Here is a 21,177-nt window from a genome sequence, read left to right as displayed (position 1 = left end):
GTACCGTCAGCGAGCGTTTTCCGCCACGGCGCGCACGGCTCACACGGCGCAGCAAAAAGGCTCCCTCGGCAGGGAGGGAGCCTCACAGGTCTACGGGCGAACGGCCGCGATCACTGCTTGGTGCTGGCGTAGTAGGCGGCGCCGACGATGCCGGCCTCGTTGCGCAGCTTGGCGGGCACGATCGGCGTCTTGATGTCGACGTACGGCAGGAACTTGTCGCTCTGACGGCTCACGCCGCCGCCGACCACGAACAGGTCCGGGTTGAAGTACTTCTCCATCAGGCCGTAGTACTTGGTCAGGCGCTTGGCCCACTTCTTGTAGCCGAGTTCCTTCTGTTCGCGCACGCCGGACGACGCCCACTTCTCGGCGTCGGGGTGCTTCGCGTCGAGCATGATGTGGCCGAGCTCGGTGTTCGGCACCAGCGTGCCGTTCATGATGAGCGCGGTGCCGATGCCGGTACCCAGCGTGGTCGCGATGACCAGGCCGTTCTGGCCCTTGGCGGCGCCGTACTGCTGTTCGGCCAGACCCGCGGCGTCCGCGTCGTTGACGACGACGACCGGACGGCCGCACGCCTCGGAGAAGACCTCGGTCACGTCCACGCCGATCCACGACTGGTCGAGGTTGGCCATGAAGTCGAGCTTCTGGCCGGGCTTGATCGGCGCCGGGAACGCGATGCCGACCGGAGCGGAGGCCGGAACCTCGAAATGATCGAGCTGCTGGCGCACGATCGCGGCCACCGCCTGCGGGGTGGACACCTCGGGGGTGAGGATCTTCAGACGCGGCTCGGCGAACTCGCCCTTCTCGAGGTCGACCGGCGCGGCCTTGATGCCGGAACCACCGATGTCCACGCCAAACGCCTGTGCTGTCTCAATCATCATTGACCTCTCTTTCCGTGCATGTTCCGCCCTGCGGAAACGTTATCGAACCGGTATCGGCATTGTATAACGCCCGAGCGCCAACATGCGTCGCCGATTCCACGCCCCGGATCGGCCGCATATCCGCCACGCAGGCGGGATAGGTGGGATAATCGGGAGGTATGGCAGAACATACGCAATTGATTGACGCGATCAACATCCGCACTTCGGTGCGCGCATACGACAAGGAGCCGATCGACGACGATACGGCCCGGCAGCTGTCCATGACGATCGACGCGGTGAACATGCTCGCCGACCTCAACATGCAGCTCGTCCTGAACCGTCCGGAGGTGTTCGCCGAGGCGAACGCTTCGGGGCATCTGAAGAACGCGGCGAACCTCATCGTCATCGTCGGTCCGAAGGACGATCCGCAGGCCCGCGAGCGCGCCGGTTTCTATGCGGAGCGCGTGGCGTTGGCCGCGACCCTGCGAGGGCTCGGCACGCTGTGGGTTGGCGGCAGCTGGGATCGTGAGGAGGCCGCGAAGCATGTGCGCGTCACGAAGAACGAGGAACCGTATCTGGGCGTGGTGATCGGGCATCCGGAACATCACCTGTCGTATCGGGCGAAGTCGTATGACGAGCTGGTCGAGTTCCAGCGTTCGCACCGGCCGACGAAGTCGTTCGAGCAGTTCACGGCCGGCATGTCCGACGCCGAGCGCACGGCCGCGCCTGACTGGTTCAAGGCCGGCGTGGAGGCCGCGATGAAGGCGCCGAGCGCGATGAACCGTCAGCCGATCACGTTCACGTACGACGCGTCCGCGGACACGGCCGCAGCACATATCGACCAGAGTGCAGGGGACGGTCAGGCCCTCAACGATCTGGGCATCGCGAAGCTGCATTTCCAGATCGGCGCCGGTTCGGGCGAATGGGCGTGGGGCGACGGCGGCCTGTTCATCCACAAGTGACTAGGTGACGTCGCGTTGCGCCGTTCCGCGCGCCTCGTGGCAGAAAACGCTCACTGATCCCTCGATCGGTGAGCGTTTTCTGCCGCACATAGGCAGTCGTGCCACGCGGGAGCGCGTCATGTGCCGACCCCGGCCAGACTACCCGGACTACTTGAGCGGCGGCATCGGCTTCCAGTTCGGATCGTGCATGAGCTTGCGGGAATCCCACCAGCCCTTGGCGATCTGCACGAGACCGGTCTTCACATGCTCGCGGTCGACCATCACCAGGCGGATGACCTCCTTCGCGGCGGTCGCCGCCGTGCCGAGCGCGAACAGGAACGGGCGGAAATCGCCGTGCGCCATGAAATAGCGCGCCATGTAGCCGCGGTTGCGCATGATGTGGTAGCGGTTCATGTCGGACGTGGAGTTGAGCTGGCGCAGGCCGGCGATGTCCCAGTTGCCGATTTCGCGCGTGCGGCGCAGCACCACGTCGGGCACGACGATCGGGTTGGTGACCTTGCTGGCGAGGTAGCCGTACATCGTGTCGTCCCAGTAGATGAAGAAGCGCGGGTCCGGGAAGCCGATCTTCTCGACCACGCGGCGGCGGAACAGGCCGCCTTCGAAGCACAGCGTGTCCATGACGCGGTAGCCGGCGCGGCCGAACGCGGCGGGCGCGATCGGGTTGGGGATGCCGAGCGGCACGATGAAATCGTACTGCCAGTAGAACGGACCGCCGTCGAAGTCGTAGCGGCTGCCCTGGATCACGTCGTGACGCGGCGTCCACTTGGCGAGCTTTTCGATGCCGTCGGGTTCGACGGCCACGTCGTCGTCCATCACCCAGAACCATTCGGCGCCGAGCTCGTACGCTTTCTTCACACCTGCAGAGAAGCCGCCCGCGCCGCCGAGATTATCGGTCTGCGGAGCGTAGACGACGCGCGTCTCGTTGCCGCTCGCATCCGCCACGGTCGTGCCCCACTGGCGGGTGATGCGCCCGGAGAAGTCCTCGACCATGCCGCGCGTCTCGTCGGAGTGCTCGTTGTCGACGATGACGATGCGCCACGGCGCGACGGTCAGCCGTTCGATCGAATCGAACAGCTTGGTCAGCAGCTGCTGGCGCTTGTACGTGACGACGACGATCGCCAGTTTCTCGATACTTTTCTTTGCGGCATGCTTTTCGCTCATGCGTTCCATTGTATGCATATGACGGTCAGGAAGGAATGCATAACCGGGCAACACGAAGAATCCATGTCCACGCGACGTGCCGTCTCACAATACGGCGCGGCCACATCGCCATGCCAGTCAACCTGTACAAACACAACAACACATCTATCTTCATTCACCGCAAATGAAGATTCATACCAATCTTCATCGAATACGAATGAAGATGAATTTGTCTCAGATCAGAGCACAGCATATCAACGCGCACTATCTCCACAACAAGCAAAAAGTCCTTTCCGGGGGGCAAAATTGATTAAAATGCAACTTTGCCCCCCGGAAGAAGGATCATGCCGTGTCACTGTACCCTCGAGAACGCTATCTGAAGCGACTTCGGCCTTTCTTCGACGACACCGGATTGATCAAGGTAATCACCGGCATTCGAAGGTGCGGCAAATCTTCTCTGATGGCATGCATCGCCGACGAACTTCGCCAGAGAGGCACTGCCGAACAAAACCTCGTATTCCTGAACCTGGATAGCCGGGGACTCCGCTCAGTAACCACTCCGGATGATCTTGATCACGTCATCGAAGAACGCGTCCCCGACGATGGCCTTACGTACCTGTTCATCGACGAAGTGCAAAACGTCAAAGATTTCGAAACAGTGATCAACGCATACCGCGAAGACGGACGATTTTCCATCTTCATTACCGGTTCGAATTCATATCTGTTATCCGGAGAATTGGCGACCAAGCTCACTGGCCGGTATGTGGAATTGGAGATGTATACGCTTTCCTACTGCGAATATTTAGGCATGCTGCACTTCTTTGGAACGCCGACCAAAAGCGACATGGCGTCATTCACCGAATATCTGACATACGGCGGATTTCCGAAGGCGTTGGAGTATTCCGACCCTGATGCCAAGGCCATGTATATTCAGGATGTCATCCGACAGATCTTTGAAAAAGACATCACCGCACACAGTCGAATCACGAATCGGGACACGTTTGAACGCGTGCAATCATATCTGATCAACAATTATGCATCCCCCACGAATTTGACGCGCATCGTGCAGTATCTGCAGCACAGCGAACACGTATCAATCAAAAGGGAAACACTCGCCAAATACGTGCGCATGCTCGAAAATGCCAAGGTCCTATATAAGTGCCCTCGTTTCGATCTGAGGTCGCGCAAATCACTGCGCGGCGGAGAAAAATACTATCTCGCGGACCCCGGCGTATACTTCGCTCGCAACACCGATACCAGACTGAGCTATGGGCCATCACTGGAGAACGCCCTGTACCTGCATCTTCGAGCCAAGGGGTATGAAGTCAGCGTAGGTAAAATCGGCAAGCTTGAATGTGATTTCATCGTGCGCAAACGTAGCCAATACGCATATATTCAGGTATCGCTGAGCGTACTTGACCCGCAAGTCGAAGAACGGGAATATCGACCGTTTACGATGATCCGCGAATCATATCCTCGATACCTGTTCACACTCGACCAACTGCCGTTGCAACGAGATGGTGTTCGCCACCATAATCTCATGGAATTTCTCGCCAACGACGGAGATATTGAGTTCGACTGACAAGGTACCCGCTGCTTACTGAAGAACCGATGAATCGCGTCGCTCGCGGCGCAGGTCGCGGATGATGAGGGCGGCGACGGTCAGGGCGATGGCGGCGAGGGCGACGACGCTGACGGCGGCGCCGGTGTTGGCGGTGCTGCCCGGTTTGGCGGGCTTGTTCGGCTCGGGTTCCGGCTCGGGTTCCGGCTCGGGCGTCGGATTCGGCGGGGTGACGGTGCCGTTGTCGGAGAACTTGGGTTCGGCGGTGACGGCGAATTCCGTTGCGCCGCCGTTGGTTTCGGGCACGGAGACGAGGAACGGATCGCAGTCGTAACGCCGGTTGGCGGAGGCGGCCGCGGTGCGTGCGATCAGGTAGATGCCGGGCTCGAGATCGGTGAAGGTCGCGCGGCCGGCGGCGTTGGTGGTGTCGCTGATGGCGTACAGACGGTTTTTGGTCGCGTATGCGTCGAGCTGTTTGGCGGCCGCGTTGAGTTCGGACGACGTGAGACCGGCCCAATCCCGGTCGAATTGCGAGAATGATTCGAGCGTGCGGAACGCGCGGACCGTGCCGGTTTCGGCGTCGAGATCGGCGGATGCGATGCGTACGATGGCGTACGTGTCGCCGGCGAGCGCGGTGCGGTCGTCGGAATCGCGGTTCCACTGCGCATCGATGGTGATGCTGCCATAGGTCGCGGCCTGCGCGGTGAGCGGCGGCGTCGCGACGACGGCCGCGATAAGTGCGAATGCGAGCGAGGACAGTGCCGCGGCGAGGGCGGGGAGCACGCCGCACAGGCGCACGGCGATGCCTCGTTGCCCGTTATGCATATGAGCCATGTGTGGCTTCTCCTCTCATATAGGTCTTGGTAGGTCTCGTCTCCCCTTGTCGGGGGCGATTCACTGCGCGCTGTGCTGCGAGCGCACATGCCGTTCGCGGCTCCACCGGTAGACGCGCCAGCCGATGAGCAGCGCGATCAGTCCGACGGACGGCAACAGGTATTGCAACGGGATATCGACGTGGAACGTCGGTTTCGCGTCGGATTCCTGTTCGGGCGTGTACGGGATGCGGTGCGCGCGCACGAGCAGTCGGTGCGTGTTGACCGCGTACGGCGTACAGGTGATGAGCGTGACCAGGTCCTTGCCGTTCTCGATGGCGAGTTCCTTGGTGTCGGTCGGCAGGACCGTGGCGATCTTGTCGACCTGGTAGGCGTAGGTGTCCTTGAGAATCTTGATGTAGAACTTGTCGCCCTTTTTCATCAGATTCAGGTCGGTGAACAGTTTCGCCGTGGGCAGTCCGCGGTGTCCGGAAAGCGCCGCATGCGTGGATGCGCCGCCGACCGGCAGCGAGGTCTGTTCGAGGTGTCCGACGCCGACCTGCAGCACTTCCTCGGAGGTGCCGTGGTAGATCGGCATGGTTTCCTTGAGTCGCGGAATGGTGAGGTAGCCCATCATGCCGTCGCCGTTCACGTTGAGGAGTTTCATGTATTCGGCGTCCGTCGCCTCGGTGTCGACCGCACCGGCGAGGGCGCCGGTCGCGCCGGAGCTTTCGGCGGCGAGACGCTCGTTGTATCGGTGGACGACGTCGAGTATCTGCCGGTACTGTTCGTCGGAAAGCGCTTCGACTTTCGCGTCGTAGTTGGTGACCGCGCGGGACGCGTTCTTCATGACGAGAAAGTTGCTGATCGTCGGATAGAACAGCACGAGCAGCCCTATCGTGATGATCACCAGCGGCATGAGCCCGCGCAACTTCCTGATCATGAATCTCCTTTTTACGTTCCGCAGCGAGAGCGGATGGCCTGACGGCCGCGTTGCTGCTGGCGGCTTTCGCCGCACGGTACCCCACCCGCCCGGCCTTCGCCGGACACCCTCCCCTTCCCAGGGGAGGGAAGTTGTGTTGGCGGCTTCGCCGCGTACCCCAACCCGGCGCTTCGCGCCACCCTCCCCTGAAAGGGGAGGGAAGTGCCTCAACCTTTCCCTCCCCTTTCAGGGGAGGGTGTCAGCGAAGCTGACGGGTGGGGTACTGCGGCGCTATCGCGCCGCAACAACACAGCATCGGCCGCACGCCAATGCGGCCGATACCAATACACAGGCGCCGCTGTATCACCACACGAAGCAACCGCCCTTGGCTCCCCTATTACTTTTGCAGGCGAGCCAAGGCGGCTATTGCCTCACTTGGTCGACTTGCGGTTGGACTTGACGTACCAGGCCGAGCCCAGCGCCACAATCAGCACGCCGAACACGGTGAACAGCGCGGTACCCATGCCACCGGTGGACGGCAGGGTCGGACCGGAGGTGTTCTCGATGCCGATGATGCCATCCGTAGCTTCACTCTGAGTGGCGTTCTCATCGTCCGAGTTGTTGGTGTACTTGATGGTGGTCGAAGCATTCGTGCCATCGGTCGGCTCGGTGCCGTCCACGTTCACGGCGAACGAATGGGCCGGCAGGTTGTAGCCCTGCGGGGCCTTGGTCTCGGTAAGGACGTAGGCGCCCTTGGCGAGACCGGTCAGGTCGACGCGACCGCTCTTCGGGGTGACGATGGTTTCGGTAGCGTTGGCCTCATCAGCAGTCTTGGCGACACGGTAAACGCTGATCTTGTTGGTGTTGTTCTCAGCATCACCATCATTTGTACGGACGAACTTGATGGCGTCCTTGCCGCCCTTGACCTTGAGCTGGAACTGCGCGCCAGCCAGCTGAGTGTGCTCGGTCGAACCATTCTTGATGGTGTACTTGTCAATGCCGAACTTATAGGTGTACACGCGCACGATATCCGGGACGGATTCGCCCTTGCCACCAGTGGTCGGGTCGTTGGAGTATTCGACGGTGGCGCTGTTGGTGTTGCCGGTGCTGCCAACGACGGCGTTCTCATTGATGGTGGCGGTGTAGGTCAGCGTGATCGTCTTGCCAACCAGATCAGAAGCAATCTGCTTGAAGTCGTACTTGACCGGATCGGAATCCGTAACCTTGGTACCGAGATTCACGACCAGCTTGTGACCGGTGACTTCCTGCTTATCATTCTTGACCTCTTCAAGGCTCTGGACATAGTTCGTATTCTCCGTGAACGTCAGCGAAGAGTCCGCGATCGTGATAGAAGAGATATTTCCGAAGGTGAGACCCTTACTAAGGGTATCCTTGAACGCGAATTCATACGTGTCGTAGGCGCTCATGTCCGGGACCTTGGATGTCAGGGTGAACGTGAGGGTGTCGCCTACCTTGGAGTCCTTGACATCGCCGTAGATGGGATTGTTATCCTCATCGGTGCCAGTCTGGACCTTCTTGTCGACGGTGGGCAGAGTACCCTTGATATCCGCAGTGACTTCAGTGCCATTCAGGACCGGAGCCAGCGTGGCGTACTTCCCGGAAGCATTGGTGTTGCCGACGCCGGGCACCGCAACAAGGTAGTAACCGTACGTCAGGTTATCGAAAGTGACGGAATACTTGCCTTCGGTGGCGACCTTCGGCATATCCTTGGATTCGATGAGCTTGGCATTCGACTCGGCGGGGCTGGAACCAGCCTTCTTCGTCTGCGCCCAATTGGATGCCTTCTTCGCGAACGCATCAATGGTCGGAGTGCTCTTATCAGTCAGCTGGGAGATGGCCTTCGCGGCATCAGCAGCGGTGGTGTAATTCTCGCTCAGACCGCTGATGCTCTTGTCAGCAAAGAACTGATCCCAACCGCCATTTGCCGTGGCATCGAACGTGTAGGAGGCCGTTCCGTCCTCACCCACCGTAGCGGAGAAGATGCGGTAGGCGTTCACCTTCACCGTCTTCGAGTCGGTCGACGCGAAGTTCACGTCGGTGGTCGACACAGTCAGCTTGCCATCGGCTGCCTGATCCGCACTCGCGGTGGTGGCTCCGAGGCCGGCGATGCCGAGCATCGTGGCCGCGGCGATTGCGCCCGCCGCCAGCTTCTTGGTCAGTGAGTTCATCACTGGTTCCTTTCTTCCTAATGTTACCTTCCGGGTGTTGTGCCGGGAGATGACGTTGGTTGACATTGGTTGGCCCGCAGCCCGCCGGACTGCGGGAAATCTGTTATCGGGCGTGCCGCCCGCGTCGTCCGCCGAACGGCGATGCGGTTCCCGCTCCCCCGGTTGAGGCCGGTTTCACGCGGTTTTCACGCAGGTACCATGCGGTGCCGAGGCCGAGGATGATCACGGCGAGCATCGCGATCCACTGCGTGCCGGACCCGCCGGTGTTCGGCAGCGGCGCGGAGTTCGTGATCTTGGCCACGTACCTGCCGTCCGCGTCCTTGCCGTAGTCCACGGATACCGAGTAGCCGGCTTCGGACGGGGTCTTCGTGGACTCGCCGTAGGTCATGGTGAGTTCCTTGACGGTGTACGTGTAGTAGCGCACCACGTTCTCGCCGGAGCTCGTGTCCACGAAGGCGACCGGCAGTCCGGTGATCTTCGTGCGCCAGGTGTCGCTCCATGCGGAGCCGTTGGCCTTGGCGGTGAGCGTCACCGTGAACGGGTTGTCCCAGTCTTCGGGGGTACACTCGTCCGTGTAGCACGGCAGCGGGTCCTTCACGACCTGGTTGCCGTCGGCGTCCGTATATGTGGCGGTCACCTGCACGGTGATCGAGTCCGGGCGCGTCAGCTGGCCGTCGATCCACACCTTCTGCAGCGTGAGGTCCACGGTCTGGCAGCCGTTCAAACCGCACGGGTCCTGGCCGTCGTCCGGCTCGGGCGTGAGCCCGCCGTTGTTGTCGGTCACGGCCTTGTCCAGCATGAGCACGGCCTTCGCCGCGGACACGTAGACGTTCATGGGCTTGGCCGCGTTCTCGCCGGTATTGGAACCGCCGAGGTTGTTCGCGATGACCGCATACTGCAGGTCCGCGTATTTCTCGATGAACGCGTTCTCGGCGAGGTGGGCGACGTCGTACCGGTTGAGGTGCAGTTTCAGCTTGCCGGTCACGTCAAGGGTCTCGCCATTGTCGCCGGTCTGGTCGTCCATGTGGGAGCCGTAGGTGAAATCTCCCTTGAACTCGGTCGGCTTGCCGTTCTGGTCGACCGTTTTGACGGCCAGCGCGTGGGAGAGGCTCGGGTCCACGTCGCGGTAGATGTGGTACGTGTTGCCGGTGCCTTCGATGCCGCGGACGGTGTTGAAGCTGTACACGCTTTTCAGCAGCGTCGTGCCGCTGAACGGGCCGACCAGACCGCTCGCGCCTCGGATCGTGTCGGCATAGGTCATGTCGTTGTTCTCGAACAGGCCCTCGTCGTTCAGCGCGACGAAACCACCTGCGTAACCGGTCACGCCGGAACCGTCCGCGCCTTGGGTCGCGCCGCCGCCGAACACGTCATAGCCGTCGGCGATGCCTTGCACGCTGGATTTGCTGACCTCCGTACGGTTCGCCTTGATGAGCGTCACCTTGAGGTTCGCGCGGTTCTCCTCGGTGTCATTGATGCCATCCTTGGAACAGGGCAGTTTGATGGTCGAATCGCCGATCGTGATGATCGCCACGTCGGTCTGCTGCTGGTTCTCCGCGTCGGCTTTGGACAGCGCGACGCTGATCTTCAGTCCGAGCAGGTTCACGTACAGCAGATCGCCATCCGACAGCACCTTCAGATCGAACACCTTGCCGAAGATGTCCGGGAACCAACCGCTCAGATTGATCACGCCGAGACGCTCGGCCTGCGGCAGATAGAGCGCCTTGACCAGTTCGTTGACGATGGTGAACAGGACGTTCAGCAGCACCGAGTTCGCTTCCAGATCGACCAGGTACGCGCGCTTGGTCTCGCCGACGAAACCGCCGGCCAGTTCCCCGCTCGTGACCTTCTTCAGTCCGGTCACCTGCGAGCTCTTGATGCGGGCGAGATCGGCGTATCCGACGAAGCCGCCGGCCACTTCGCGACCCGTTGCATTGGTTTCGCCGCGGCCGTATTCGACGCTGCCGTGCGTAGCCGTGACCGTGTATCCGGCGCCGATGCCCGAAACGTTCGAGTTCTCGACGTGCGAGCCCCAGATATTGAGCACGCCGGCGGTCACGTTGAGGATCTGGCCGAGCGCGTTGACCTTTTCGGCGCTGACGGTGCCGGACTTGCCCAAGTGGCCGATGAAACCGCCGACATAGTTGACGCCCGTCACGCTGTTGAGGTTCGCGACGCTGGACTGCTTGACCGAACCGTTGATGAGTCCGCCGCCGAAGCCGCCGGCCGCACCGGTGAACCGGGTCGAATCCATCACGCCGCTCGTGGTCGAATCGTGCGCCTTGACCTGGATGCCGTCGGCCACGCCGGTCACGCGTGCGTCATAGACGAACGTGCGGAACGCTTCGAGCACGCCGATCTCGTTGGTCTTGAGCAGACCGAGCAGGAGATTCGTGTCCTGATTCGGTTCGACTTTGTTGCCGCCGACGGAGGTGACGGACGACACGTCCGCGAGTCCGAAGAAGCCGCCCGCGTACTGGCCGCCTTCCACGGCACGCAATCCGGTGACGACAAGCTCGGCGGGATCCTTCGACACGTCCACGTCCTGCGCGGAGTCGTTGGACTTCGCGGAATCCTTGTCTCCGAGGATCGCGGCCTGCAGGCTGCCGGCGAAACCGCCCGCGTTCAACGCGTACTTGGTCGCGCCGTCCTCGTCCTGATAGGCGCCTTCGACGGTGTAGCCCCATTCGTTGCTGTCCGCTCTCACATGCGCGCCGCGGATCGTGACGATCGTGGCCTGCAAGACCTGCACCAGTTCGGTCGGGTTCGAGATCAGCTTGCTCAGCAACTGCTGCAGGAACCCGGACGAGTTCAGGTCCGCGTCCGCGGTCGCGCCGCTCGTGGCCAGACCGATGTAGCCGCCCACGTTGTTGCGGCCGGACACCTTGCGCAGGTTGGTCACGTTCACGCCCGCCGCATCGGCGGCGGTGCTGCCGGACGGCAGATCGGCGCCATTGGAGTCGAGGTCGCCCCACAGCTGCGCGCCCACGCCCATGCCGACGTAGCCGCCGGCGTTGCCGGTGCCGTTCGTGACGCTGCTGCCGGTGGCGGTGACCTTCATGCCCTTGCGGTAGCCGATCACGCTGGACGATTTGACGACGGGCACGAACACCTTCGCCACGCCGACCAGCTTGCCCAGATCGACGTTAAGACCCAGCAGGTCGAGGCTGCCGAATTTCGCGGCCTGGCCGGCTTCCATCGTGCCGGCGTACCCGCCGGCGGCTCGCATGGCGCTCACGGTCTTCACGTCTTCGGACTGTCCGTCGGTGATCACGCCGGTGATCATGATTCCCACATGGCCTCCGGCCACGCCGGAATCGCGCAGGTTCGCGCCGGAATCGTACGAGGAGCGTCCGGCGACGACGTTGAAACCGAACACGTAACCGTTGAGGTACGCGTCCAACTGTTCCTGCGTCGTGATCGTGTTGTTCTTGACGTTCTTGGCGATGTCGGTGAATTCCTTGCCGTACGCACTGTACTTGCCGATGTTGTTCACCCACGTATTCCACTGGTCGATGCTCGCGTTGCGCAGCGGGCCGGTGACCTTGGTGTGCTGTTCGGTCGGATAGACGACGGCGAGCACGCCCGCAAGGTTGTCGATCCTGATCAGGCCCTTCAGCAGGCCGATGGATCCGGCTTCCGCCGTGCTGCCCGGTTCCATGAGTCCGGTGTAGCCGCCGGCGATCTCCTGGCCGTAGACGCTGCGGATGCGGGCCGCGTACGCGACCTTCTGCGGTCCGCTGTATTTGCCCTTGTTCGCGCCGTCCTTATAGTTCTCGTTCTTCCACGAGGCGTCGTTCAGACCCCAGATGTGGCCGCCGTTGTCGTGGCCGACGTAGCCGCCGGCCATGCCGCGGCGGGTCGTGCCGTTGGAGGTTCCCTGGGCACGCACCGCGCCGCCGCAGATCGCCGCGTCGGTAGACGAGTTGCGGATCGTGGGCACGAAGTCCTGCACGAGACTGGCGGCGTTGCTGACGTCGACGATGTTGTCGAGAATGGTCGCGTTGCCGAGGATGTCCGCCACGGCGCCCGGCTGCATCGTGCCGACGTAACCGCCCGCGGAGATCTGGCCGATGATGTAGACGAACTCGTGCGAACTGGAATCCTGGATGTGGCCGCCTTTGATCTGACCGGCGAAACCGCCGGCCATGCCGAGCGCGTTGTCCTTATTGTCCGCGTTGGAGGCGAGTACGGAGTAGCCGCCGATGCCGCCGGTCACGTCGGAGTGCTCGATCGTGGAGACGACGGCCGACAGGACGGTCAGCACGTTCTGAATGCCGATGCTCTTGCCGAGGATCTTCAGGCCGCCGCCGACGGACGCCGCTGAGCCGATGTCCATCTTGCCGATGAAACCGCCCGCATACCGGGCGCCGGTCACCGCGTACTTGCTGCTTTCGGACAGGTACGTGTCATCGATCGAACCAGTCGTTTCGAGGTTCTGCGGAGCCTTCACGTCCGTATGACGCAGCTGGGTCAGGTCGCAGTTCGACACCTGCACGCCGGAACCGTAGCCGATGAAGCCGCCGGCCGAGCCCGAATTCGAGTCGGTGGACGCGATCGTCGTCGCGGTCACGGTCAGGCCCGGATCGTCGGGATCGGTGATGGTTCGGCCGCTCGTGTTTTCCTGCGTGGCGGCGTCCGTGTGCACGCCCGCGTTGGTGATGACGGGCACATACGCGTTGGCGATGGAGGCCAGGTCTTCGGCGCCGATGGTCAGCGCGCCGTTGCCGATATTGCCGAGCACGCTGATGCCGCCATCGGAGCTGGCAAGGGCGCCGGAATGCACCTTGCCGCCGAAGCCGCCGGCATAGGCGCCGCCGGTCACGGTGTCCAGATTGTAGACGGCCCACGCGTCCTTCTCGCCCTTTGCGGTGTTGTCGACCGTGCCGCTCTGGAAATCGCCGGTGAATCCGCCGGCGATGTCGGCGGTCACGGAACCGCCGTTGACATAGCGGACGTCGACGTTGTCGTACTTCGGGATCAGGTACGACACCGCCTTGAGCAGTCCGCCGTCGATCTTCACGAGTTCGAGAATCGAATCCTTGTCGGCCACATCGGCCAGACCGCCGGTTTCGGACAATGCGACGAAACCGCCCGCGACACCGGCCGTACCGTCCGCCGTGACCGTATGCAGGTTGGCGACGTGCGCGTCCGTGACCTGCGTGCTGTTCGACTGCGCGAGGAAGCCGCCGGCGTAGTACTTGGTTGGATCGTCCTTTTTATACGCGCCCTTGGCCGTGACGGTCATGCCGGAGGCGATGCCGTTGACGCGCGCCGCTTCGATTTCGACCATAACGCCCTGGGCCACGGACAGCAGGCCGCTGATCTTCAAGGCGCCCAAGCCGAGCAGGTCGAGACCGTCCGATCCGACGAGATCGCCGGGACCGGATACGCCGATGAAACCGCCTGCGTAATTGTTCGCGGTCACGGCGGCGACGTTGTCGAGCGTCACGGCAGCCGTGTCGGGAACGGGGTTGATTTCGTTGCCGTTCGCGTCCTTTGTCTTGTATGCGGTCGTGGCCTTGCCGATGCGGCCGCCGGTGGCCTTGCCGATGCCGGCGGACGCGTAGTCGCCGCTCGCCGTGACCGTAAGGCCGTCATTCGCGGCGCCTGTGACGCTCAGCGCGCTCACTTCGAACGGAAGATAGCCGCCGAGACCGATCGTGTCGTTGACGACGCCGCCGATGGACGCGGTGCCGAGCCGGCCGGCGATGCCGCCCGCATAATCGCCCTGCGCTGCCACGGATTTCAGGCCGGTCACCGTGTTGTTACGGGCGGACGGCACCGTTCGGCGTCCGTACTTCCAGAACGGGAAGTCGTCGAGATGCTGTTCGTCGGACGCGGCGAGCATCAGACCGTCGCCACGGCCCACGATGCCGCCCGCATAATCGTTGTCGGACGATACGGCGATCGTGCCGTTCATGGATACGCCGAGGATCGCGGACGGTTCGACGCCGACCAGGCTCAGCAGCGCTGTGGAGTCCTTGCCGGCGGTCAACGCTTCCACGAGGATCTTGTTCACACCTTTGAGCAGGTTGGTCGAGCCGGCGTCCTGCTTGCCGAGATCGGTCACCCAGCCGAGCGTCGCGGCGCCGGTGAAGCCTCCGGCGAATCCTTGGCTGCGCTCTTCGGTACCTTCGGAGGACGTGGACGTCACGCCGGTGGCCTTCACGACGCAGACGCCGGTCAGGGAATCATTGACGGCGAAGCTGTTCGCCATCGCGCCGGCGAAACCGCCCGCGTAGCTGCCCGCGTTCACGGTGACGTCCGCACTTACCGTCGAACCTTCGATAAGGCTCTGCGGCTGGGCGACCTTGATCAGGTCGACGCCGAGGTTGCTCAGCGCGCCTTCCATCGTGTCGTTGCGGGTCACGCCGGAGAATCCGCCCGCATAATAGCGGGCTTTCACCGCGTACGGGTTCGTGCTGGTCACGGTCGAGTTTTCGATGATCGTGCCGATCTGGTTGCCGATGAAGCCGCCGGCGTAACCCTGCGTATCCGAGCCGATGACCGTGCCCTTTCGGAAATTCGTCACCGCGTTGTTCGTGAGGGTCGGGTTGACGTAGCCGATCGGGATCAGGTTGCCGGCCGTGATGAGGTTGCCGTTGAGCAGCCAGTGGATCAGGTCGCCCAGACCGAGACCGGGGATGGCGTTGAGGATGGAACTCAGGGAATCGACCAAGCCGCCCAGCACCGTGGACAGCAGTTCGTATTCGGTCTGACCGGTCGAATAGCCGGCGAAGCCGCCGGTCATGCCTTTCACGTTGGAGACGGCCACGTCGGCGACTTCGCAACCGCTGACCGTCACTTCACCGTCGAGGCGGCCCGCGAAGCCGCCGGTGGCGAAGATCGAGGGATCCTGTTCCTTGAGCGTGAGCAGGCCGCCCAGTACGCCTTCCAGATCCAGACCAAGACCGGGGATGACGCCGGTGATCTTGTCGAGCAGCCAGCCCAGACCGGACAGCAGTCCCTTGAGCACGCCGAACACGATGCTCACGAGGGTCGTGCTGTCCTTGGGCGTGGTGGATTCGTTCGCCACGTCGACGTGTTCGAGCCGGATGTTGGAGACGACGGTTTCGCCCAAGCTGGTCAGTTTCTTACCGCCGTCCAGCAGGGTGATCTGGTTGCTGATCGTGCCGAAGAAGCCGATGCCCGAGGTCTTCGAATAGTCCAGTTCGCCGGTCTGACGGACGGTGACGTTCGAGATCGTGGGTCGGACGGCCTGATCGGTGACGGCGTCGCCGTTCTGGTCGATGCCGTTCCACAGGGATGCCGCGGTCTGCGGTTCCTTGGATTTGGCGCCGAGCATGATCGCGGAGAACATGAGCGGCGTCCAGTTGGTGTTGTCCTTGTCGGCCGCGTTCTTGGACAGGTCGATGTCGCGGAAGATGATGTAGTTGGCCGTGGAGGAATAAGTCAAGCCCGTATCCGCGTTCTTTTGGGCGGATACCTGCTTCCCGTCGTCGTCAATCGTGACGTAATGGTATTTACGCTCGCCGATCGACGGGATCAGGTCGATGTTGTGGTTGGCGTCAGCGTCCTTGTCCCGCAATGTCGCGGTCTCATCGAGATCGGCATCGCCTGCGTATGTTTGCGTGGTGACATCGGGGATGTCGACCCAGCAGTCATATGGAATTCCGGTCAATGCGGTTTTGCAGCCGTTCTTCTGGTATTCCTCGGTCTCGATTTTCCAGATCGGCTTGATGACCTTCTTGCCCGTGCCGATGGCGCGCAGCTGCTGTTCGTTGCCGATGAGGATGTAGGTCTTTCCGTTGATCTTCTTGGTGACCTGACCGGCGAAATCGCGGCCGCCGAGGGAATCGGCGGTCTCGGCCTGGGCTTCGACATCGGAGCTGTCGGTCCGGTCAGCCTGACCGGTCGCTTCGAACGAGAACTGCGGGTCCGCGTTCTGGTCGGCGGTCGTCTTGTCGGAGGACTTGGAATCAGCGGTGTTGTTCTGGGCTTCGGAGGAAGCATCGGCGGAACCGTCGTTCCGTGCGGCCGTCGCATCATTCGCGTCATTGTCAGTCAGGCCGTTGCCGGCATCGAAGGTGGCATCGTTCGCGAATACCGTATTGTTGCCGAACGTTTCGCCCGCGTCGGTCTGCTGGTTGCCGTCGGTCGTCGTGCTCGCATCCGTGCCGGTCTTCACCGCATCCTGCGCCGCGGCGACGATGGTGTTGTCGGTCACGATATGGCCGTTCGAAACGACGGTCACGTTCGCATCGTCGGCATCGCCGATGGCCGTGCCGTTCTGGGCGTATGCGGACGGGATCGCGCACACGAGCGTCATGGCCAGGGAAATCGCGACGGCGATGCCGCGATGCAGACGAGACGAAGCAAGGCCGTGCACGTCATGCCCACGGTCGCCGCCCCGCAGACTTGCACTCCGATGCTTCCTGTCCATCCTTCGCGCCTTTCGGTTCGCATACCCCTGCATCAAACCCGTTTGATTACGGATTTCGGGGCAATAGATACCCCCCCCAAGACAAGAAACCAGACATCGAAGGCAAAATCATCCAACAAGCGTCACGTCGGCCACACCGTCAGGAAAACGCTTTCCTAATTGGCATCACATCACACAACCCGTCGAATCATTGGTATTGCCGAAATTGTAAGACATCCTTACAAAATATGACAATATGTCAATTTCCTGGATTGCAAATGCTTTCCACCCCTCCAAACCGCGACACGCTGCCCCCATCCACCCCCGTAGCAAACCATAAACGATATTTCGCATAGCGAACATGCCCTGAAGCAAAATCCACCCGCCCGCGTATATATGTCAGACGTAAGTTTCAGGGAAGGTGCAATTCCTTACTGGCGGTAAACGCGCGGCCGACTTCATAACGGCCGTCACGCGCAAGCCCGCGACCCGCGCAAGCGGCTGATCCGGTGAGAATCCGGGGCCAACGGTCATAGTCCGGATGGAAGAAACGGAGCTCATCATGAGTGTCTCTTCGCATACCACCAACACCACCAGCGCAACGTCGTCGCGCCCGGACAACGCTCATTCGACCGGCGTGGCCGATTCCGGCCGCTGGTCCACCCGCCGCATCGCCATGTACGCGCTGTTCGTCGCGCTTGCGATGGCCACCAGTTTCGTGGAATTCCCGATCATTCCGGGCATCCAGTGGCTCAAGTACGACCCGTCCGGCATCGTGGCGCTGATCGCCGGCTTCGCGTTCGGCCCGGCCGCCGCCGCGATCGTGAGCGTGCTCGGCTTCGTGCCGCACCTGTTCATGGATCCGTGGGGCACGCTCATGGCCGTGCTTGTCGCGCTGTTCCTCTCGGTCCCGGCCGCGATCATCTACCGCAGGAACCGCACTCGTAACGGTGCGATCATCGGTCTGATCGTCGGCGCCGTGTGCGCGCTGGCCGTCGCGATCGTCGGCAACCTCATCGTCACCCCGATCTACGCGCATATGACCGTCGCGCAGGTGGCCGCGCTCATCGTGCCGGCCCTGTTGCCGTTCAACCTGCTCAAGTTCGTGATCCACGGCGTGGTCACGTTCCTGATCTACAAGCCGATCACCACCCTGCTCGACAAATAAACCGAACCAGTCCGACCCCGACTATGACCAAACATGGGGATAACCGGACACTGAAAACCGAAAGTGGGGATTTACCCACCACGAAACGGCTGTTTTCGGCCCGTTCATGGTAGGTAAATCCCCACTTTCGAGATTGTCGACCTCGATCATCAAGGAATGTGGGGAATATCAGACATGAATGACGCGGCCGATCTCACCGGCATCCGCTACAGCTACGACGGCGGCGTGAGCTGGGCGCTGGACGGCGTGGATCTCACCGTCCAGGCCGGCGAATACCTGTGTCTGACCGGCACGAACGGTTCGGGCAAATCCACGCTGGCCCGTCTGATCGCCGGGCTTGCCGCGCCGGATGCCGGCGACATCACGTTGCTCGGCCATCATGTGTTCTCGCTCGGAACGTCTGACGGTTCCGTGGCATCGACCGATTCGGCGGACAAGAACGGTTCGGCTACCGACGAGGACGACTCGCCAGACGATGCCACAGCCGGCTCGACGGCCGAGTCCGGCTTCGGCGCGAATCCTGCGGAATACCGGGCGGCCCGGCGCGGCATCGGCGCGGTGTTCCAGAATCCGGAGGATCAGCTCGTTACCACGATCAGCGAGGACGACGTGGCGTTCGGCCCGGAAAACCTGGGATTGGACCGTTCGTCGATCGGCTCGCGGATCGACGAATCGCTGAACGCGGTCGATATGGCCGCGCATCGGTTCGATGATCCGACCCGTATGAGCGGCGGGCAACAGCAGCGTGTGGCGATTGCCGGCATGCTGGCGATGCACCCGTCCATGCTGGTATTGGATGAGCCGACCGCGATGCTCGACCCGGCCGCGAGGGCCGAGGTGATGCGGATTCTCGACGATCTGCATGCCCAAGGCACGACGATCGTGCATGTGACGCATCACGATGACGAGGTGTCGCGCGCGACCCGCGTGGTGCGACTGGAGCACGGCCGGATTGTTGCCGATGCGGCTTCGTCGCCTTCCGCCCCTGTCGTTTCGGCCGGACAAGTCCCCTCCGCAATATCAACCAAGCAATCCGGTCATATCATTTCGACCGAACATCGCTCCCCTGTCATTTCGACCGAGCGAAGCGAGCGGAGAAATCTTCCACAAGCAACCACGCCGGAAGATTTCTCGACTTCGCTGCGCTCCGCTCGAAATGACGATGATATGGCATCGGGCAACAATACGACGGCCGATGATGCCATCGTTGTCAGTCATGTGACTTACCAATATCCGGGGGCCGACATCCTCGCGCTGGATGACCTGTCGCTGACGGTGAAAGCCGGTGAGGTCGTGGCGATCATGGGCGAAAACGGCGCCGGCAAGTCCACGCTGGCGCGGCTGATCTGCGCGCTCGAGAAGCCGCAACACGGGTCGATCAGCGTCGCCGGGATTCCCGTGGCAACCGATCCGTCGGTTCCGGCCGATTCACGAACAATCACTGCGGAAAACCCTGACGGCAGCCAGTCTCACCATATCCATACACGTCGTTCGCCTCGCACGCTCGGCCGCAAGCAGCGCGAGACGTTGCGCCGTACGGTTGGATTCGTGATGCAGCATCCCGAACGGCAGCTGTTCGCGGATACGGTGGCCGAGGATGTCGCCTATGGGCCGCGCAACCAGCGGTTGAGTGAATCCGAGGTTTCCGCACGGGTGGATGAGGCGATGCGTCTGCTGCATATCGAAGATCTGGCCGACCGGTCGCCGTTCAGCCTGTCTGGCGGCCAGCAGCGGCTTGCGGCGATCGCCGGCGTGATCGCCTGCCGGCCGAAGGTGCTCGTCATGGACGAGCCGACCGCGAGTCTCGACGCCGCCGCGACCGCGCGTATTCACGAGCTGATCCGCACGTTGCGCGCGCAAGGCGTGACCGTGCTCATCATCACCCATTCGTTCGATGAGGCGCAGGCCGTGGCCTATCGCATCGTCATGCTGCCCGCGAATGCAAGCGATCGCGGTTCAAGCGTGCCGTCAGTCGCCCGTGCGGCAAGCACCTCCAACAAGTTTGCCGCACAGGAAAACCGAGGTCATCGGGAACACGGTTCTTCTAGCGTGGCACCGGAACAATACCCTTCCGCGGGTCCAGTCACTCAGTCCCCCTCTATCGTCCCGGTCGAACGATCATCCTCCGTCATTTCGACCGAGCGCCGCGAGCGGAGCAATCTTTCATCCCCCGATATCCCTACCGATTCCGTACAACGCGATATCACTTCAACGTCCGCGCATCCCGCGCGTGCGGCATCATCGTTCATCGCCAAGCTCGATCCGCGTGTGAAGATGGTCGCATTCCTCGCGATGATGTTCACCGCGTTCGCCATCAACACGCCGGCACAGCTCGCGCTCGGCGCGGCGCTGGTCGCGGGCATCGTCACGGCCTCACGCATCAATCCGCTGCGATTGCTTGCCTCCGTGCACATGTTCCTGACGATGTTCGTCGTCATGGGCGCGCTCAATATCTTCTTCGTGCGCACCGGCACCACGCTCGCGCAGCTCGGTCCGATTCCGATCACCGACGACGGCGTGACGATCGCCATCCTGTACGCGCTGCGATTCGCGCTGGTGATCATCCTTGGCGCGGTCATGCTGGAGACGACCACGCCGACCGAACTGACCGACGGGTTCGGCTCCTTGCTGTCCCCATTGTCGAAACTCGGCGTGCACACGCAGGAGATCGCATTGGTGATGAGCCTCGCGTTGCGGTTCCTGCCCACGCTCGGTGCGGAGGCGAAGGCGATCGCCGATGCGCAGGCGGCCCGCAGCGGCAGCATCGAAACCGGCTCGCCCACCGCCCGGCTCAAGGCCATGACCGCCCTGTGCGTGCCGATGTTCGCCGGCGCGATCCGCCACGCCGACAATCTCAGCCTCGCGCTCGACGCACGCTGCTATGAGGAGGGCGTGCGCCGCACCCACTGGCATGAACTGCGCATTCGTCCTGCCGACCTCGCATTCGCCACGATTACCGTGATCTACATCGCCGTGTTGGTTGCGCTGCCACTTATCTGATATTTCCGCGTTGCGCCTCGCAAGCAGCCCCATTATCGGGGTGAATCACGGAAAAATCCCACATTTGCCCCGCTGAGCACCTATTCAGCGGGGCGGAACACGGAAGAATTTCACCTTCCGCCCTGTTGGAGCCTCTTCAGCGGGGCAAATCATGGAAAAGTCCGACATTCCGCCCCGCTGAAC

At 62.2% G+C, this 21,177-nt stretch carries 9 protein-coding genes, 1 pseudogene and 1 riboswitch; of the genes and pseudogenes, 4 read left to right on the top strand and 6 right to left on the bottom strand.

All coding sequences use genetic code 11. The annotated features are described in order from the left end of the window. Window positions 1–110: 110 nt before the first annotated feature. Window positions 111–875 carry a polyphosphate--glucose phosphotransferase gene (gene ppgK, locus GFD25_RS01330; RefSeq protein WP_163229307.1) on the bottom strand — a complete coding sequence of 255 codons (765 nt, stop codon included), beginning with the start codon at window positions 873–875 and terminating at the stop codon, window positions 111–113. Between the two features lie 161 nt (window positions 876–1,036). On the opposite strand from ppgK, the gene GFD25_RS01325 reads away from it, so the two are divergent. Next, the gene (locus GFD25_RS01325; protein ID WP_163229187.1) at window positions 1,037–1,819 is read left to right on the top strand and encodes a nitroreductase family protein; all 783 of its coding nucleotides are present in this window, start codon (window positions 1,037–1,039) and stop codon (window positions 1,817–1,819) included. A gap of 147 nt (window positions 1,820–1,966) precedes the next feature. Here the strand turns inward: GFD25_RS01325 and GFD25_RS01320 are convergent, their stop codons facing one another. Continuing rightward, complete coding sequence (locus tag GFD25_RS01320) at window positions 1,967–2,980, bottom strand: glycosyltransferase family 2 protein (RefSeq protein WP_163229185.1); 1,014 nt, start codon at window positions 2,978–2,980, stop codon at window positions 1,967–1,969. A gap of 328 nt (window positions 2,981–3,308) precedes the next feature. Here GFD25_RS01320 and GFD25_RS01315 point away from each other — a divergent pair, with 328 nt between their 5' ends. Continuing rightward, window positions 3,309–4,541, top strand: a complete 1,233-nt coding sequence (locus tag GFD25_RS01315) for an AAA family ATPase (RefSeq protein WP_163229183.1) — start codon at window positions 3,309–3,311, stop codon at window positions 4,539–4,541. Window positions 4,542–4,556: 15 nt separating this feature from the next. Here the strand turns inward: GFD25_RS01315 and GFD25_RS01310 are convergent, their stop codons facing one another. The 4 genes and pseudogenes from GFD25_RS01310 to GFD25_RS01295 form a co-directional block, all read right to left on the bottom strand. Next, window positions 4,557–5,354 carry an isopeptide-forming domain-containing protein gene (locus tag GFD25_RS01310; protein ID WP_163229181.1) on the bottom strand — a complete coding sequence of 266 codons (798 nt, stop codon included), beginning with the start codon at window positions 5,352–5,354 and terminating at the stop codon, window positions 4,557–4,559. A 63-nt stretch (window positions 5,355–5,417) separates the two neighbouring features. After that, window positions 5,418–6,275 (bottom strand): annotated as a pseudogene (locus GFD25_RS01305) (class C sortase); the annotation flags it as partial. Between the two features lie 410 nt (window positions 6,276–6,685). Next, window positions 6,686–8,443 carry a SpaH/EbpB family LPXTG-anchored major pilin gene (locus GFD25_RS01300; protein ID WP_163229179.1) on the bottom strand — a complete coding sequence of 586 codons (1,758 nt, stop codon included), beginning with the start codon at window positions 8,441–8,443 and terminating at the stop codon, window positions 6,686–6,688. A gap of 103 nt (window positions 8,444–8,546) precedes the next feature. Then, window positions 8,547–16,847, bottom strand: a complete 8,301-nt coding sequence (locus GFD25_RS01295; RefSeq protein ID WP_239512333.1) for an LPXTG cell wall anchor domain-containing protein — start codon at window positions 16,845–16,847, stop codon at window positions 8,547–8,549. A gap of 383 nt (window positions 16,848–17,230) precedes the next feature. Further along, window positions 17,231–17,383, top strand: a riboswitch (FMN riboswitch). 5 nt (window positions 17,384–17,388) lie between these two features. On the opposite strand from GFD25_RS01295, the gene GFD25_RS01290 reads away from it, so the two are divergent. Together GFD25_RS01290 and GFD25_RS01285 are read left to right on the top strand one after the other, a co-directional pair. Further along, window positions 17,389–17,994, top strand: coding sequence for an ECF transporter S component (locus GFD25_RS01290; protein ID WP_204314725.1), 606 nt, complete (start codon window positions 17,389–17,391; stop codon window positions 17,992–17,994). 174 nt (window positions 17,995–18,168) lie between these two features. Then, window positions 18,169–20,994 carry an energy-coupling factor transporter ATPase gene (locus GFD25_RS01285; RefSeq protein ID WP_163229174.1) on the top strand — a complete coding sequence of 942 codons (2,826 nt, stop codon included), beginning with the start codon at window positions 18,169–18,171 and terminating at the stop codon, window positions 20,992–20,994. Window positions 20,995–21,177 lie beyond the last annotated feature (183 nt).

This window comes from Bifidobacterium aerophilum (genome assembly GCF_010667685.1).
Classification (GTDB): Bacteria; Actinomycetota; Actinomycetes; order Actinomycetales; family Bifidobacteriaceae; genus Bifidobacterium; species Bifidobacterium aerophilum.
The sequence above is the reverse complement of the archived record's forward strand: the minus strand, read 5'-3'. Positions and strand labels throughout refer to the sequence as shown.

Coding starts and splice junctions, on each gene's coding strand:
- GFD25_RS01290 (WP_204314725.1), top strand. CDS start 17,389: ATGAGTGTCTCTTCGCATACCACCAACACCACCAGCGCAACGTCGTCG.
- GFD25_RS01310 (WP_163229181.1), bottom strand. CDS start 5,354: ATGGCTCATATGCATAACGGGCAACGAGGCATCGCCGTGCGCCTGTGC.
- GFD25_RS01300 (WP_163229179.1), bottom strand. CDS start 8,443: ATGAACTCACTGACCAAGAAGCTGGCGGCGGGCGCAATCGCCGCGGCC.
- ppgK (WP_163229307.1), bottom strand. CDS start 875: ATGATTGAGACAGCACAGGCGTTTGGCGTGGACATCGGTGGTTCCGGC.
- GFD25_RS01320 (WP_163229185.1), bottom strand. CDS start 2,980: ATGAGCGAAAAGCATGCCGCAAAGAAAAGTATCGAGAAACTGGCGATC.
- GFD25_RS01295 (WP_239512333.1), bottom strand. CDS start 16,847: ATGGACAGGAAGCATCGGAGTGCAAGTCTGCGGGGCGGCGACCGTGGG.
- GFD25_RS01325 (WP_163229187.1), top strand. CDS start 1,037: ATGGCAGAACATACGCAATTGATTGACGCGATCAACATCCGCACTTCG.
- GFD25_RS01285 (WP_163229174.1), top strand. CDS start 18,169: ATGAATGACGCGGCCGATCTCACCGGCATCCGCTACAGCTACGACGGC.